The organism is Chryseobacterium sp. BLS98, assembly GCF_001045445.1.
Classification (GTDB): Bacteria; Bacteroidota; Bacteroidia; order Flavobacteriales; family Weeksellaceae; genus Chryseobacterium.
In genome coordinates, this window is sequence record NZ_LFNF01000005.1 from 540001 (window position 1) to 557125 (window position 17125).

The following is a 17125-nucleotide window of genomic DNA, read 5'->3' on the forward strand; positions in this document are numbered from 1 at the left end:
TTTTTAACGCTGAGTCAGCAAGTTTTTTGACTTCTTTTTTAAGGTTCGCAAAGGCGTTACACTCAGCAAAAAGCACTAATTTTTTAAACGGTTTTCTTCCGGTTGATTATTTTAATCAATCCCCAGGCTGTAACGTACGATATCCCGGCTATGAAAAATATGATGTTGTAGCCACCGTTAATATTTCCTGATTTTTTAAAGGCATCGAGAATGATTCCTATAAAAAGCGGAAAAATAATTCCTGCCGCTGAACCCAACATACCGCCAAATCCTATCACAGAGCTTACATAATGATTAGGCAGATGATCTCCGACCGTGGTCATAAGATTGGCTCCCCACCCCTGATGTGCCGCTGTGGCAAGGGCAATAATAAGGGTAATCACCCACATATTATCTACGTATTTTGAGAACATGACCGGAACCACCATCAGAGCAAACAGCAACATCGTAAAGCTTCTGGCTCTTCCGATCGCCCAGCCTTTTCTGATCAGGAATGATGAAAGATAGCCTCCGCCAATACTTCCGATTGTAGTTCCACTGTAAATAATGATCAAAGGAATGGAAGGTTTTGTTAAATCCATTTTGAACACATCTGAGAAATACGCCGGTAACCAGAACATGAAGAAATACCAGATAGGATCGGTTAATATTTTACCGATAGCGAATGCCCATGTTACTTTATATTTGAGTAATTCCGATAAAGGAACTTTGGTTTTTTCCTGGTTTTTTTTATCCTGATCACTTTTTATATATTGCAGCTCTTCCTTGCTGAGTTTTTTTGTTTTTTCCGGTATGGTGTAGAATTTCCACCAAAGAATAATCCAAACCATGCCTAAAGCACCGATCCATACAAAAGTCTGCCTCCAGCCGTAATGTCCCAGAATGAACGGAACCAGCAGCGGTGCTAAAATAGCTCCCACAGTTGCCCCAGAATTGAAAATCCCTGTTGCCAATGCTCTTTCTTTTTTCGGAAACCATTCAGCGACTGATTTTATGGCGGCAGGAAAGTTTCCGGCCTCACTGATGCCCAAAGTGCTTCTCGCAATGATAAACCCAATGGTACTTTTTACAAAACCATGCCCTATAGAAGCAAGACTCCATACAATAAGGGAAACAGCATACCCGATTTTGGTTCCCACCCTGTCTATAAACCTTCCCATCGCCATATAACCGATGGCATAAGTGGTTGTAAAGGCCATTACGATGTAGCTGTAATCTTTTTCGTCCCAGCTGAATTCTTTTTCCAGAACAGGTTTCAGCAAGCCCATTACCTGACGGTCAAGATAATTGATCGTAGTGGCAAGAAAAACGAGAGACAGCATCCACCATCTTATATTGCGGTTTTTAGGAGCCTGCATTGAGTTATTGATTAAGTTGTTGTAGTAAATTTGTTGTTTTCAGAGTCAGTTCTTCTTCATTAACATCTTTTCCGATGAGTGAGCTTCCCAACCCTGCTGCTATGGCTCCGCCATTAAGCCAATCCATAATATCTTCAAATTCTGCATTGATTCCTCCGGTGGGCATGAAATTCATTCCCGGGAAAACAGGCTGTACCGATTTGATATAGTTCTTTCCTAAAGCATCAGCCGGGAATATTTTAACCAGTTTTAAACCGTTCTGATAGGCAATATTGATATCAGTAGGGGTAAAACAACCCGGAATCAGAAGGATATTTTTTTCGAGAGCATGCTGTACCAATGCTTCACTGATGACCGGTGTAATGATGAAATCTGCATTTACTTGAGCATAATCATCCATTTCCTGTACGTTTTTTACGGTTCCTATTCCTAGCAAAAGACCAGGAAATTCTGTATGGAAAATTTCTTTCAGCTTAGTGAAATTTTCCAGTGCCTGATGACCTCGGTTGGTATATTCTATCACACGGATCCCTGCTTCGTATAAAGCTTTTATGATATTTTTTGAGACTTCAAACGATTCGTTATAGAATAACGGAACGATTTTCTGGTCTTTTATTTTTTGTAGTATTTCACTCATAATTTTTCGATATTAATGCTGTCATCAATGGTATCTCCCTTTACAAAAAGCTTTTTAAAAGCAACTTTTGTAGCATCCTCAAGGATCTGCTGATCAGGATTTCCCTTTAAAATTCCATGAATTAGAGCGGCCATGAAAGAATCACCGCTTCCTACCCTTTCTTCAATTTTATCTGAATTATATTTTTCTGAAACCAGAAGCTGCTCATCAGTAAATAAGGTGGCAAAATAATTGACCTTTTCCCCGTTTGTGAAGCGGAATGTATTGGCAATTTTTTCTACATCCGGGAACTGTTTCCTAATTTCCAAAGCTGTTTTTTCGGCCTGTCTCAGAAGATTTTCGTCATCAAAATTTCCGTTAAGCTCATATTCGACGGGAATATTCAGGAACTGCTCAACAGACCAGATATTTCCCATAAGGACATTGACAAAAGGCATCAGTTCTCTGATTATATGAGGATTCTGATTCTGCCAAAGCAATGCCCTGTAATTCAGATCGAGAGATACTGTAATATCTCTGTTTCTGGCTTCTTTCATGATATGTAAACATTTCCGGAATGCATTTTCACTCAGAGCCGGTGTGATGGTACTGATATGCAGCCATTTTACTCCTGAAAATATTTCATCATCACTGAACGTTTCAAAATCCGATTGGGTAAAAACAGACGGAAATCGGTCGTAAACCACTGAAGCATTCTGCATATCGCCATCCGAAGAAAGATAAAAAGTTCCTATTCTTCCCTGAGTTTTTTCTGCAAGGACCTCTATTCCTTTATTTTTAAGTTGAAATTCCAGCTGGTTTCCTACAAAATTCTCAGGTAAAGCTGATAATAATTTCACAGAATTCTTCCATTGGGAAAGTGCTGCCGCTACATTGTATTCAGCACCGCCCACGTAAATCTTCATAGACTGCTCATTGAGCCAGTTTCCTTCGGAATCCGGAGCAAAATGGAGAAGCAGTTCCCCAAAACATAGTATTTTAGCTGAATCCTGCATGGTATTAGAGTTCAAAATAATTTTTTGTATTGTGATAACAGATATCCTGAATGATCTTTCCTACCCATCTTTCATCGTCAGGAAGAAGACCTCTTTCCATTTCACTTCCGAACAGATTGCACAAAAGCCTTCTGAAATAATCATGTCTTGAGAATGACAGCAGGCTCCGGGAATCGGTCAACATCCCTACAAAAGTGCTGATGAGACCAATATTAGAAAGTGTATTCATCTGTTTGGTCATCCCGTCGAGCTGATCGAGAAACCACCAGGCTGCTCCAAACTGTACTTTGGATTTGATCCTGCCCTCATTGAAATTTCCGGCAAGGGATGCAAGAACTTCGTTAAATGCCGGGTTCAGATTGTAAATAATGGTTTTGGCCAGTTTTCCTTCTGTATTCAGTGCATCAAGCAAAATGCTCAACCGCTGTGCATAATATGGTTCACCAATGGCATCATACCCTGCATTGGTACCCATTTTTCTGAGCATTTCAGAATTGTTGTTTCTGGTTGCTCCTACATGAAACTGCTGTACCCAGCCTTTTTCTGCATACATTTTGCAAAGCTCTTTCAATAAATAGCCTGAAAGCGCTTCCGGATCAGAAAATGATGCAAGATTGCCCTTCAGAAATTCAGAAAACTCTTTTTCAAGGTTATGATTCCATTTTGTAGTATCCGGGAAATATTCAAAGCCGTGATCGGCAACTTTTGCTCCTGCTTCCGCAAAATAATGGATTCTGGACTGAAGCGCATTCAACAGATCGGAAACAGAGGTGATTGAAAATCCGCAGACCTTTTCAAGTTTCCTGATTCCTGAAAGATATTGTTCAGGATTAATCATATTAATATAGGAATCAGGGCGGAAAGCCGGAAGAACAGCCGTTTTAAAGCTGCTGTTTTTTAAAGCCTTATGATGAATCAGATCATCAGCAGGGTCATCCGTAGTGCATAAAGCTTCTACCTTAAAATTTTTAATGATGGATTGGGGTAAAAAAGCGGATGTCTGAAGACTTTCATCCATCTGATGGTACACAGCATCTGCGTTTTCCGGTGACAGGTATTCGCTGATTCCAAAAGGTTTTTTGAGTTCCAGATGAGTCCAGTGAAATAAGGGATTACGAAGGGTGTAAGGCACTACTTCTGCCCATTTCCTGAATTTTTCCTGGTCTGAAACTTTTCCGGAAATAAACTGTTCATCAATGCCAAAATTTCTCATGGCTCTCCATTTGTAATGATCGCCATCCAGCCAGATAGCCGTCGGAGATCGGAAATTCTGATTGGCAGAAATAACGTCCGGCTCAAGATGATTATGATAATCTATTACCGGCATGTCTTTAGCATAGCCGAAATACAGGTTTTCCGCCTTTGCTGATTCCAGCAGAAAAGATTCTCCGAAAACTTCTTTATTTTTAATGGAATTACTCATTATATACTTTTACAATCCTGGATTTTTATTCTCTTTAAGTATTCTGATTTATGAAAGTCTGCATTTTTAAAAACAGGGCCATGAATGAAACCATTAAGGCCCTGCTCACTGCATATGAAGAAATTATTTTTATACTCCGCTAAAGGCACTGAAGCCTCCGTCAACAGGAATCAGTGCTCCTGTGATAAAGCTTGCTGCATCCGAACATAGAAACTGTACAACACCGTTCAGCTCTTCCACTTCCCCAAATCTCTGCATGGGTGTTTTAGCCATTACTTTTTTACTTCTGTCCGTCAAACTCCCATCCGGATTCAGGAGAATAGAACGGTTCTGATCCCCGATGAAAAACCCTGGTGCCACGGCATTTACCCGTATTTTATCTCCGAATTTCAATGCCAGGTCAGATGCAAGCCATTGGGTAAAATTGGTAATTGCGGATTTGGCGGCAGAATATCCGGCTACTCTTGTAATTGCTGAATACGCTGCCATGGAAGAAATATTAATAATGTTTCCACTTCCCTGCTCAGCCATTATCTTTCCGAAAACATAGCTCGGGTGAACAGTTCCGTTGATATTAAGGTCGGTAACCTCTGCCCATCCCTTCATATCCATATCAAAAAAAGACTGTTCCGGAGATAAGGTTGCTGCCGGAATATTTCCGCCGGCTATATTGAGCAGAATATCAATACTGCCATATTTTTCTTTTATTTTCACAGAAGCAGCTTCAAGGCTTTTAATATCCATCACATTGGCTTCTAAAGCAAGTGCATCTCCTCCTAAATCTGTCAGTTCTTTTACACGGGCATCCAGTGTTTCCTGGTTTCTTCCCAGTGCGACAACTTTTGCTCCGGCTTCTATAAAACTTTTCGCAAGGCTGCCTCCTAAAACACCTGAAGCCCCTGTAATGACTGCTACTTTGTTTTTAATACTAAACAGGTCTTTCATTTACTTTTTACTATTTTATTACAAACGCAGATTAATTTTTCTGTAATTCTGACTGGACTGCTGCCATTACTCCTTCGATCTGGCCTAATGCCAGCATTCTTCCTAAAAATGAATAGCCGGGATTATACCCTTTGTCAATATCTTCTGCTAAAAGTCTTCCGTGGTCAATTCTCATAGGAAGATCGGGGGTTTCTTTTTCGAAGACACGGATTACTTCAATGAGCTTACCTCTTCCCCCAAGATGATGAGCCTCGATAAAATCACCGTTTTCAAAGACATTTGTGCTTCTCAGGTGAACGAATTTGGTTCTGTGGGCAAACTTCTGTGCCAGTTCCGGAACATCATTCTGAAGATTAGCGCTTAAAGATCCGGCGCAGAACGTCAATCCGTTGTGAGGGTTATCAACTGCTTTCAGAAGCCAGTCGATATCTTCTTCATTGGTTACTATTCTTGGTAATCCCAGCAATGAAAAAGGTGGATCATCGGGATGTACACACATCTGGATATTCCATTTTTCGCAGACAGGCATTATTTTTTCAAGGAAATATCTCATGTTCTCACGAAGTCTGTCTTTATCGATTCCATGATACAATGCCAATAACCTTTTGAACTTTTCTACAGGATTTGATTCGCCTTCTTTGATATTTCCGTTCACAAATCCCTGTGTTTTTACAATGACTGAGTCTATCAGCTCATTATTATCTTTTTGCGTTAAGGTATTTTTTAATTCTTCTACTTTCTGAAGAATCTCTGCGGTATAATCGTTTTCTGCTCCTTCTCTTTTAAGAATATGAATTTCGAAGTAGGCAAACTTGGCCTTGTCAAAATAAAGTGATGATGAGCCGTCTTCCCATTCATGAAAGAGATCGGTTCTTGCCCAGTCGAGGACAGGCATAAAGTTGTAGCAAACTGTTGTAACTCCTGTTTTACCCAGATTTTCAAGGCTTGTGATATAGTTTTCTATTAAAGAGTCACGGTCTTCACCTCCGTATTTGATGGCTTCGCTCACGGGAAGACTTTCAACAACAGACCAGCGAAGTCCGTGGCTTTCTATATAGTTTTTATAATCATTGATGGCCTCCAGATTCCAGATTTCTCCGTTTGGGATATCATGCAGGGCGGAAACAATTCCTTCTACTCCGATCTGACGAAGTGTGCTCAGTTTTATTTTGTCTTTTTTGCCAAACCAGCGCCAGGTTTTTTCCATAATTTTTAAAATTTAATTCAGTTAAACAAAGCAGGTGCTTTCACACCTACTCTGTTACTGATATGAATGTCGAATAAAATTTAAATTAGTATCCAGGATTCTGATATTTTGCTTTAATATCTGCAGATACTTCCATAGCATCCAGCTGTCCCTGAGGGATAGGTCTCAAATAATGGAAAGGTTGTATTGTCCTGGTAACGGTTTGTGGCGTATGGTTTCCATAATTTGCTCCACCAATGGAATATGATGCTGCCTTTTCTGCCCAGGTTTGGGTTCTTACCAAATCATACCATCTGTAGCCTTCGCCAAAATATTCCCTGGATCTTTCTGCTAAGATGTAATCGATTGTTATAGTTGATGGTGTTGCCGCAATCATAGCCGCACTGTTATCCTGTATTTTTGTTACATTTCCGTTATTATCCCAACGCCATTTTCCTGCTCTTGCACGGATCACGTTAATTAAATCTCTGGCAGATACTGCACCAGATGCTCCTTTTACAGCTGCTTCTGCTGCAATAAAATACAGCTCGGAGAATTTTGCTGCATAGAAAGGTCGCGTAAGACTCGGGTTCGGATATCCTAGTCCATTTCCGTTGTCTGTTCTGTAAGGGCCAATTTTCCAGATTCCGGGATACACAATTCTGCTGATTCCGTTCGGGGCAACCACCCAGTCAGCTCTTCCAGGCAATGTCCCGGCACCTATTCCGCTTTGACCTGCGTTGGTTGGATATGAAGGAGTTTGAGAATCATCATTTAAAAAGCTCAGAACCGGAGCATTAGGCTGTATCGGAAGGTTATTGGCATTATAAAGTGTCCCTACATTGGTAAGCCCGGTTCCTTCTTTATCCCAGTTACCACGGTATACGGTTGTAAATGTTCCGTCATATCTTGAATCATTGGTTTTATCTGAGAATGTATTTTTAATGACTTCGATGGTAGGAGCCATTCTCACCCAAGGTCTTCCCAATGGCTGGAAAGCTGCACGCTGTACAGAGCTTGCTGGTGTCCATGTTGTTGGAGAAGTACTGCTTTTAAGATTGGTATAATTCCACGTCAGCATCCAGGATGCGAAATTATTCGGTGACCATCCATCCCCATAACTTGCCTGAATTACGCCTTCGTTGAAATAGGCACTGGTTTCCGTATGGTCTGCATACAGCATACATTCGCTATTACGATCATTTGATCCTAAATTAACATCATAGTAAGTGGGCTGCAATGCATAAGGTCCGGGATTATTAATGGCGGCTAAAGCAACATCATAAGCCTGCTGAAAATACCATTGTGCGTTGTGACCATCCGGATCTGTACGAGGAGTGTCAGGGTATGTCGGGATGCTGTTAGGATTTTGCAGCCACCATCCATAAGTCAAATAGGCCTTTGCCAAGTATAAACGGGCTACATTTTTGGTCACTCCGCCTTTCACCCTCGGGCTAGCAGGAAGATTTTCAACAGCTTTAACTAAATCCGGGAAGATTGCCTTTGTGTAAACTTCCGTCACAGTATTTCTAACTGAAGTTGTTTTCGGATTGATATTGAAAGCCAATTCGCCGGACCCAAGATCAAGAGGTACGCCTCCATAGGTCTGCACTAACAGAAAATAATAGAACGAACGGAAAAATCTTGCTTCCGAAATCAGTGATTCTGCTATACCAGCCCCGGATCCGTTCTGAATAATTCCATTTGCAGTATTTATCGACGAGAATACGGATCCCCATACCATACTTGTAGGAAAGGTATTGGAATTGATGCTGCCTGCACCACCCGTCATATCAAGATCTTTAAAATTACCGTCTGCGCTCTGCCCCCAGGTGGCTTCATCTGTACCGGTCATATTGGCATTTAGCCAATAGCCGTTTCCGTAAAGCAATCTCAACTGTCTGTATAAAGAGGTAACTCCTTGTGATATCCCTCTTTCCGTTGTAAAGTCTTCCGGAGTATAAATCCCTCTTGGTTGTTCATCCAATATCTCATTACAACCTGTAGTTGTAAATGCTACTGAAGCCAGGAATAAAGCAGCAATGAATTTTTTATTTAGATTGATCATGATTTCTGATTTTTAAAAGGTTAGATTTAGCCCCATCATATAATTTCTCGTAGATGGGTTGTTGGTCCCTATAATAAGCTGATTGGCTTTATATGAGTTTACAGCCTGATTTTCATTCCCTCTTGAGTTCGGTTCCGGATCCATACCAGACTCTCTGTAATAAGGAGAACCAAATACAAATGGATTCTGTACGGTAACATAAAGACGAAGATTGCTAACGCCTAAACTGCTCAGAGCGTTTTTGTTAAAATTATATCCTAAGGTAATGGTTCTGATCTTCACAAAAGATGCATCAAACAGAGCAAGCGTTGAAGCATATTTAGGGTTATCACCACTTAACAATCCACCTGGTTTTGGGTATCTTACATCAGGATTTTCTTCGGTCCAGTAATCTACATCAACGTTGTTTCCTCTACCTGTAAGTCTGTTAAGGTAACCGGCGGAACCATAAATAGAACTGATAAGTACGCCTCCTTTCTGGAAAGCCCCTACAATGCTTAAATCTATATTTTTATAAGCGAGTCTGGTATTAAAACCACCGATGAAATCCGGATTGGTGTTGATGATCTGTCTATCTGCTTCATTGATTGCTCTCTTTGGTGTGCCATCAGCATTGTATTCTCCGGTGTATAATACTTTGATCATTCCCGGTGCTGCACCAACCTGTGGCTCCAGAATATTAAGATATGGATCTCCCTGCTGCCAGAGGCCAATATATTGATAATCGTACAGGGCATTAATATTATAACCTACAAACCATAAATTGTTTACATTCCTATCCATTCCGGAGGCAAGCGCAGTAATTTTATTTCTGTTCGCAGATAAATTCCCTCCTACTTCCCAGCTGAAACCATCAGGATTATCAATCACCACTGCATTAAGGGATATTTCTAAACCTTTATTCTGGGACGCCCCAACATTCTCGGTCACGGAACCTAATCCACTGGATGCAGGTAAGCCTTTGCTCAGCAATAATTTTTCAGTATTGGTAACATAATATTCTACGGTACCTGTTATTCTTTTGTTCAGGATCGAAAAATCTACACCATAGTTCCAGGTTTTCGAAAATTCCCATCCTAAAGACGCATTAGGTGCTGAACTCACATAATTACCTATAACATTGGTCCCTCCAAAATTGTAAGGTGTAGTACTTAGGCTACCAAAAGTTGTGTATGGAGCAACAGCCTGGTTAGATGTCTGACCAAAGCCTGCTCTTAACTTTAGCATATTGATGTATTTCGAATTTCGGAGGAAACTTTCATTCGCAACATTCCAACCAACAGAAATTGCCGGATAGGTATGCCACTGGTGTCCTTTAGCCAATACTGAAGCACCATCTGATCTTACTGTTGCCGTCAACATGTAACGGTTATCATATTGGTACATTGCTCTTCCCATGAAAGACATCAGCCCTCTTCTCCAATATCCCTGGTTGTTAGGATCTATGGTTATTTCACCTTGGGCATGGCCTAAATTGAAATACTGAAAAGCATCAATAGGCACATCACGGGCAGCAATTAACGAGCTGTTAAACCTTGTCTGCTCAGCCGAATATAAAGCTGTTGCACTAATTTTATGCTTACCAAAACTTCTGTCGTAGGTCACTAAGTTTTCCAAAACCCACTGTGTAGTCAGAGAATTGCCTATGCTTGCTGAAGATAAGGTAGCCGGCTGATAATTGAGTGCCCCTGTTCCCAGATAGTAGCCACTGTTTGAGTTTCTGTAGGTCAAGCCAACATTTAATCTGTATTTAAGCCCTTCAACCCCTGGGATTTTAATTTCCCCATACAAATTATTATAAGAACTGAAAGCATTGGTACGGTCTGCATAAGCGTCACCCAGTCCTTCCAGAATTGATCTCGTTTGTAAAGCGGTTTGGTCAACATTTGCAAATGTTGTTCTTAATCTTGGTGATCCGTCTGCAAGATAAGGACTGACCAATGGTGAATACCCTAAAACAGGCGCTCCGCTTATTCCATTAAAATCATTCACAGAGAAATTAGAATTCGTTGAAAATCCAACCTTTAACCAGGAATTAATTTCCTGATCCAAAGCTCCTCTAATGGAAAGTCTTTTATATTTTTGCAATGGTACTACTCCGTCCTGCTGAAAATAGGCAACTCCGAAATTATACCCTCCTTTTTCTGTTCCTCCTGTAACTGCAACATCATGATTCATCATCAATCCTACCCCATAATATTGATCCTGCCAGTCTGTATTGGTCCCGTTAATCTCATCCGGACCGTTTGTAAAGAGGCCGGCGTCAGCTCTTAATTTTTCGAGTTTAGGACCATCCATCATCGGATATTTAGAGAACAAAGTCTGAAATCCGGTATAGGCATTATATGAAAATCTTGCCCTTTGTCCTTTTCCTCCTCTGTTGGTGGTTATGATGATCACCCCGTTGGCACCACGGGAACCATAAATAGCCGTAGCGGAAGCATCTTTAAGGACATCCAGAGTTTTGATATCTGACGGACTTATATCTCCCAAAGATCCAACGAACGGAATACCGTCTAATACGATCAAAGGATCATTGGATCCCGTTAAAGAACGTTCACCCCTGATACGGATCTGCTGTACAGCACCCGGTTTTGTAGAAGTTCTTCCAATATCAACGCCGGGAAGACGGCCCTGAATGGCTTCTGTAATGTTTGCGGAGGGTACTTCTTTTATGGCATTGCCACTCAATGAAGCAACAGATCCGGTTACAGCTTCTTTCTTTTGCGTCCCATATCCGATTACGACAACTTCTTCTATTTTATTTTCTTTAGCTACTGTATCTTTCTTAACCTGTGAATATGCTATGCCGGAAGGCAATAAAGTCATTGCAAAAAATAATGCCGCTCTATTGCTCTTGTTCAAATAAAATCGGTTCATAATTATTATTTTTAGTATTAGTTGTTGAATAAAAGGCTGTTTAATAATTATAATGAATAAAAATCCTTAGTGTTTATAAGCCTTTTATTTTTTATTATATATACATATTCACGATGGCTTCAAACAATTCCTGCTTTCCGCTTTTTGGCTGTGGTTCGCCGATTTCGTGAGCGATTCTCTGAAGATCTTCCAATGTAAGTGTTCCATTCTCGAATGCTTTTCCGTTCCCGTTATCAAAAGAAGCATAGCGGTCTGTTCTCAGTTTTTTGTAATCTGAATTTTCAAGGATATCCGCTGCTGCAAGAAGGCCTTTTGCGAATACATCCATCCCTGAGATGTGGGAAATGAATAAGTCTTCAGCATCAATGGAATTTCTTCTGATTTTAGCATCAAAGTTTACTCCGCCCGTTCCTAAACCTCCTGCAGGAAGCAATACAAGCCATGCCTGAACCATGTCATAATAATCAATCGGGAACTGATCGGTATCCCAGCCGTTCTGGTAATCTCCCCTGTTGGCATCAATACTTCCTAAAAGCCCTGCATCAACAGCTACCTGAAGCTCATGCTCAAATGTATGACCAGCTAATGTAGCGTGATTGACTTCGATATTCAGCTTAAAGTCTTTGTCTAATCCGTAATGTCTAAGGAATCCGATTACTGTTTCTGAATCGTAGTCGTACTGGTGCTTTGTAGGCTCCATCGGTTTAGGTTCGATCAGGAAAGTCCCTTTAAAACCTTGCTGACGTGCGTAGTCTCTTGACATGGAAAGGAAACGGGCCAAATGATCTTTTTCACGCTTCATATCGGTGTTCAAAAGGCTCATATATCCTTCTCTTCCACCCCAGAAAACATAATTTTCACCTCCCAGTGCAATCGTAGCATCTATTGAATTTTTCACCTGGGTCCCCGCACAGGCCACAACGTCAAAATTAGGGTTGGTAGAAGCTCCGTTCATGTATCTTTCATGCGTGAAAACGTTGGCTGTTCCCCATAAAAGCTTAATTCCTGTTTCCTGCTGCTTTTGTTTTGCATATTCCACAATCGTCTGCATATTCTTCTCGTAGTCTTTCCAGTTATTGGCAGGGTCTACCAGATCGATATCATGGAAGCAATAATAACTGAAACCCATTTTAGACATGAATTCGAAACCTGCATCCATTTTGTGCATTGCTCTGGTCACAGGATCATTTCCGATATCCCATGGGTGGTGGATGGTAGGTCCTCCGAACGGATCGCTTCCGTTGGCACATAGGGTGTGCCACCATGCCATCGCAAATCGGGTCCAGTCTTTCATAGGTTTTCCCATCACGATCTTTTCCGCATCATAATAACGGAATGCCAACGGGTTCTTGCTCTCCTTCCCTTCAAACTTAATTTTTTCAATACCCGTAAAAAACTCTTTTGTACCTGTTAAAGTGTCCATATTTATTTGATTATTTTTAATTTGTTTTAATTTTTGCGTAGAGACTCCCTTCTCACTGATTCTTAAAAGTCAGTAAGAGGATGAAAAATGCTGTTGTAATTGTTCTAGATTATTTCGTTAAGATGATATTTCCATCTGGCATAGGCTTCTAAATATTGTTCTTGCTTTTCGTGTTCAGGCTCTATCACCGCTATTTTTTCAAGTGAAGAAAATGCTTCCCCGGAATCTGAATAAAATCCTATTCCCATTCCGGCTGCCCTCGCTGCTCCTACCGCCCCATCGGTGTCATACAGTTCAATGACCGCATTACTGACACTGGATAGCGACTGGCGGAAAATTGAACTTAAAAACATGTTGGCATTTCCTGCACGGATCACCTGGATATCCATTCCGATATTTCTCATAATATCCATTCCATATTCGTAAGAGAATACAATACCTTCCTGTGCCGCACGAAGAATATCGCCTTTTGAATGTATGTTGAAATTAATTCCGTGAATAGAACAGCTTGTATCTTTATTTTCAAGCACTCTTTCTGCTCCGTTTCCAAAAGGTATAATGCTTAACCCTTTTGAACCGATAGGTGAAAGTGAAGCCATATCATTCATATCACCGTAAGATGAAAGTGAGGTTGCGAAATTATGCTTCAGCCATGAATTTAAAATACCGGTTCCGTTGATACAAAGCAAAACGCCCAGTCTGATCTGTTCCGGTGTATAATTGACATGGGCAAATGTATTGACCCTTGATAACTTATCATATTCCAGCTGATCCAGAACTCCGTATACCACTCCGGAAGTTCCTGCTGTAGAGGCAATTTCTCCGGGATTGAAAACATTAAGGGAAAGAGCATTGTTGGGCTGGTCTCCTGCTCTGTATGAAATAGGTGTACCTTCTTTTAAGCCTAATTCTTCCGCTGCTGGTTTAGAAACGGTTGCCTGGATACCAAATGTGGGTACAATTTCAGGGAAAAAGCTTTTCGGAATACCGTAATGGTTAATGATATCTTCTGAAATACAGTTGTTCTTAAAATCCCAGAATATTCCTTCTGATAATCCCTCGATGGTCATTCCTATCTGTCCTGAAAGCCTCATGGCAATATAGTCTCCCGGAAGCATTATTTTGTCTATCTTTTCAAAAATTTCGGGTTCGTTTTCTTTTACCCATGCAAGCTTTGATGCGGTAAAATTTCCCGGTGAATTTAACAAATGAGAGAGGCATTTTTCTTCTCCTATCGTTTTGAAAGCATTTTCTCCATAAGGCACAGCACGGCTGTCGCACCAGATAATGGACGGTCTTAAAAGGTTCTGGTCCTTATCTACCAGGATCAGACCATGCATCTGCCAGGTAATTCCGATTCCTTTAATATCTTCAGCATGTACTCCGGATTCATGCATAACAGCTTCGTGTGCCAGTTTCAGATTGGTCCACCAGTCAACTGGATTTTGCTCTGCCCATCCCGGATTGATAGCAGTGATTTTCATTTCTTTTTTGGGAGAAAATTCAGAAGCAATCACTTTTCCACTGGATGCCTCGATGAGACAAACTTTCACAGAAGAACTGCCAATGTCATAGCCTAGTAAGTACATAATTTTTTAAAAGGGGTTATTTTATAAGTTTTGTATTGTTTTTCTTGTAAATCTTAGCATCAAATCTGTAATATCTTGCTGCGCGGTGAGATACATCTTTCTGAATTTCATCCAAGGGAACAATATAGGGGAATGAAGATATTTTTTTATGGAAATTTTTAATATCAATATTTCTTTCACTCAAAGCACTGTAGAGCTGATAGAGCTGTCTTATGGTGAATCTTTTGGGAAGCAGCTCAAAAATAATAGAGAAATCGGATTCGATCCATTTCCTTATTTCAATCAGAGATTCACTGATAATTTTATTATGATCAAACGGCAATACAGGCACTTCGTCTATTGGATACCAGTCTACGGTATCATACTTTGTACTGTTGATCTTATGATCTATTTTACAAAGAGAGAGATAGGCTACTGTGATAATCCTGTCTATATGATGATTGTACTCCTTATCCATCCATGTTATATCGTGTACATTGCTTGCTCTCATAGGATCTGCAAAGCACCTGAACTGTTTAAGAACCATTTTTTTTATTCCTGTAAGTTCATGAAGTACTCTTTGTGCAGCATCGTCTACATCTTCATCACTGAAAATAAGGCTTCCGGGCAGTTTTCTCTGCTTTTCCAACGGGATATCATCAACATGGCGCTGTACTAATAAGATATTCAACCGGTTTTCATGGTCAAATCCAAATACAACACAGTCTACAGAGACATAGGTATGAATAAAGTTATGATTCATTAGTTTGTTAACATTTTGGTAACATTACAAATATAAAAATTCATCTGAATAAAAAAAATAAATCCCCCATTATCTACTGCTTATCAACACCTTACATATCGATTTTTTATGATATCAATTGTATAAAAATTATGATAAGGTTATCATCAATTTTACACTTACTTATTTCGTAAAACATGAATTCACAATTAATTGCAATAATAATCAGCTTTAAAAAAAATTTTAATTTTCAGAATAAATATTATGATAAGAAGAATCAATTTTTTTTTCATTTTACTTGTAAAAAAAATGTAAAAAACACACTTTTCATTGCTAAAAAGCACATAAAATACCAATTTATTTTACCAATTTTACTACTCTAACCTTAAAGTTTTATGAAACAATGAATTTATGGATTCGGATTATCCTCGTAAAAAGTAACAAAATAACAAATGCATCTGTTGAAGCAGTCCCGTTAATTCCGTTATAAAATTCAAATAGATTTTAAAATGTAGTTTCCGGGTACCATTTAGGGTATAAAAACAAAAAAAGAGAAAATGCAATTATCTTATTTTCAATAATATACAAATTCTCTTTTGATTAAAAAGTGACCGCAGAAGATTTAAACTCAATTAATCTTCTTTAAATTCTTAAATCCTAAAAATCCCTATGAATGCATTGTTTATAAAGGTTTAATTATTTAAAATTTAAGTTAATTAAAACAGTTTTTAAAATTTGGGCCCATTTTCGGCTGATATTCCAAAGATTGAAGTCGAAGAAATCATAAAAAGTACTTATCAAATATTACATGCCCAATATTACAATTCATAATCAACAATTTGTTTCCAACTTTTTATAAAATAATTACATCTTAAATTTAATACGTCATGTCTTGTCGCTTTGCATTGCTAGATTTGCATTACACTAGGTCAGAGAATTAGAAAAAAACACTAGGATGTGATAAAATTCATATTAAATCTCATTAACGGGATCTAAAAAATTATTAAAAATGTTAAATTGCAAAATATGCTAAGTAAAAACAACAACAGATGAAAAAACTCTACATGAGTGCATTTACTATATGCACAGTCTTGAGCCATGCTCAGGAAGTAGTTTGGCAAAAAGATATTAAATCTAATACCCAGGATTTTTTAAGCCAAGTTACCACAACAATAGATCAGCAATACTTAATTACAGGAAGCTCAATTCATCCTTCGATAAGCTCAGGAATCACCTCAGGGACCTCAAACCAAAAGCAGAACAACGGTTACGATTTTCATTTAGTAAAACTCAATCAGCAAGGTCAAGAGGTTTGGGAGAAGTTCTTTGTAGGAGGTAACCATGATTATTTATCTGCAACGGTTTCTACACAAGACGGAGGCTTTTTGGTATCAGGTACCTCCTACTCTTCAAAAGGTCTTGATAAAAAAGAAAATTCGAAAGGAGGATCAGACATTTGGTTAATCAGATTGAATGAATTTGGAGATGAACTTTGGCAAAAAACACTGGGGTCTTCTTCAGATGAAGAAGCAAAATCTGTAATTCAAAGTACAGATTTAGGATTCTTTGTAGCAGGCAACGTTCAGAACTCTAGAAAAGGTTATGGCTCCAAAGATGTTTTAGTTATAAAGCTAGATAAAGACGGAAAAACATTTTCTGAATCCGTATTGGGAGGAAAAGGTCTTGATGAAGTTGAAAAAATGATTCCTACGAAAGACGGAGGTGCTTTGTTAGGAATCTATTCAAGAAGCACTACAGGAGGATCAAAGAAAACTGAAAACTTTGGTGAAGGAGATTACTGGATCATTAAGCTAAACGAAGAAGGCACTACAGGAGGATCAAAGAAAACTGAAAACTTTGGTGAAGGAGATTACTGGATCATTAAGCTAAACGAAGAAGG

11 protein-coding genes and 1 pseudogene are annotated in these 17125 nt (G+C 39.4%); 1 reads left to right on the top strand and 11 read right to left on the bottom strand.

All coding sequences use genetic code 11. The annotated features are described in order from the left end of the window. Positions 1-83 precede the first annotated feature (83 nt). From ACM40_RS19765 to ACM40_RS19815, 11 genes are all read right to left on the bottom strand, one after another. A complete protein-coding gene (locus ACM40_RS19765; RefSeq protein WP_048504480.1) occupies positions 84-1358 on the bottom strand; it encodes an MFS transporter in 1275 nt (424 codons plus the stop codon). A 4-nt stretch (positions 1359-1362) separates the two neighbouring features. Continuing rightward, the gene (locus tag ACM40_RS19770) at positions 1363-1995 is read right to left on the bottom strand and encodes a bifunctional 4-hydroxy-2-oxoglutarate aldolase/2-dehydro-3-deoxy-phosphogluconate aldolase (protein ID WP_048504481.1); all 633 of its coding nucleotides are present in this window, start codon (positions 1993-1995) and stop codon (positions 1363-1365) included. Next, the gene (locus ACM40_RS19775; protein WP_228376226.1) at positions 1992-3005 is read right to left on the bottom strand and encodes a sugar kinase; all 1014 of its coding nucleotides are present in this window, start codon (positions 3003-3005) and stop codon (positions 1992-1994) included. The genes ACM40_RS19770 and ACM40_RS19775 overlap by 4 nt, the downstream gene beginning before the upstream one ends. Next, complete coding sequence (gene uxaC / locus ACM40_RS19780) at positions 2995-4413, bottom strand: glucuronate isomerase (protein WP_048504483.1); 1419 nt, start codon at positions 4411-4413, stop codon at positions 2995-2997. The genes ACM40_RS19775 and uxaC overlap by 11 nt, the downstream gene beginning before the upstream one ends. Before the next feature lie 129 nt (positions 4414-4542). Next, positions 4543-5358 carry an SDR family oxidoreductase gene (locus ACM40_RS19785; RefSeq protein WP_048504484.1) on the bottom strand — a complete coding sequence of 272 codons (816 nt, stop codon included), beginning with the start codon at positions 5356-5358 and terminating at the stop codon, positions 4543-4545. 31 nt (positions 5359-5389) lie between these two features. Continuing rightward, complete coding sequence (gene uxuA, locus ACM40_RS19790) at positions 5390-6565, bottom strand: mannonate dehydratase (protein ID WP_048504485.1); 1176 nt, start codon at positions 6563-6565, stop codon at positions 5390-5392. 85 nt (positions 6566-6650) lie between these two features. Then, positions 6651-8612, bottom strand: coding sequence for a RagB/SusD family nutrient uptake outer membrane protein (locus tag ACM40_RS19795; RefSeq protein ID WP_048504486.1), 1962 nt, complete (start codon positions 8610-8612; stop codon positions 6651-6653). 12 nt (positions 8613-8624) lie between these two features. Beyond that, positions 8625-11492 carry a SusC/RagA family TonB-linked outer membrane protein gene (locus tag ACM40_RS19800; protein WP_048504487.1) on the bottom strand — a complete coding sequence of 956 codons (2868 nt, stop codon included), beginning with the start codon at positions 11490-11492 and terminating at the stop codon, positions 8625-8627. 94 nt (positions 11493-11586) lie between these two features. Further along, the gene (gene xylA, locus ACM40_RS19805; RefSeq protein WP_048504488.1) at positions 11587-12915 is read right to left on the bottom strand and encodes a xylose isomerase; all 1329 of its coding nucleotides are present in this window, start codon (positions 12913-12915) and stop codon (positions 11587-11589) included. Positions 12916-13019: 104 nt separating this feature from the next. Next, on the bottom strand, positions 13020-14504 hold the full coding sequence (locus tag ACM40_RS19810) for a xylulokinase (RefSeq protein ID WP_048504489.1): 1485 nt from the start codon (positions 14502-14504) through the stop codon (positions 13020-13022). A gap of 16 nt (positions 14505-14520) precedes the next feature. Then, on the bottom strand, positions 14521-15246 hold the full coding sequence (locus ACM40_RS19815) for an NUDIX hydrolase (RefSeq protein WP_048504490.1): 726 nt from the start codon (positions 15244-15246) through the stop codon (positions 14521-14523). A gap of 1028 nt (positions 15247-16274) precedes the next feature. Here ACM40_RS19815 and ACM40_RS19825 point away from each other — a divergent pair. Beyond that, a pseudogene (locus ACM40_RS19825) lies at positions 16275-17125 on the top strand (T9SS C-terminal target domain-containing protein); the annotation flags it as partial.

Coding starts and splice junctions, on each gene's coding strand:
- ACM40_RS19810 (WP_048504489.1), bottom strand. CDS start 14,504: ATGTACTTACTAGGCTATGACATTGGCAGTTCTTCTGTGAAAGTTTGT.
- ACM40_RS19785 (WP_048504484.1), bottom strand. CDS start 5,358: ATGAAAGACCTGTTTAGTATTAAAAACAAAGTAGCAGTCATTACAGGG.
- xylA (WP_048504488.1), bottom strand. CDS start 12,915: ATGGACACTTTAACAGGTACAAAAGAGTTTTTTACGGGTATTGAAAAA.
- ACM40_RS19795 (WP_048504486.1), bottom strand. CDS start 8,612: ATGATCAATCTAAATAAAAAATTCATTGCTGCTTTATTCCTGGCTTCA.
- ACM40_RS19800 (WP_048504487.1), bottom strand. CDS start 11,492: ATGAACCGATTTTATTTGAACAAGAGCAATAGAGCGGCATTATTTTTT.
- ACM40_RS19815 (WP_048504490.1), bottom strand. CDS start 15,246: ATGAATCATAACTTTATTCATACCTATGTCTCTGTAGACTGTGTTGTA.
- uxaC (WP_048504483.1), bottom strand. CDS start 4,413: ATGAGTAATTCCATTAAAAATAAAGAAGTTTTCGGAGAATCTTTTCTG.
- uxuA (WP_048504485.1), bottom strand. CDS start 6,565: ATGGAAAAAACCTGGCGCTGGTTTGGCAAAAAAGACAAAATAAAACTG.
- ACM40_RS19765 (WP_048504480.1), bottom strand. CDS start 1,358: ATGCAGGCTCCTAAAAACCGCAATATAAGATGGTGGATGCTGTCTCTC.
- ACM40_RS19770 (WP_048504481.1), bottom strand. CDS start 1,995: ATGAGTGAAATACTACAAAAAATAAAAGACCAGAAAATCGTTCCGTTA.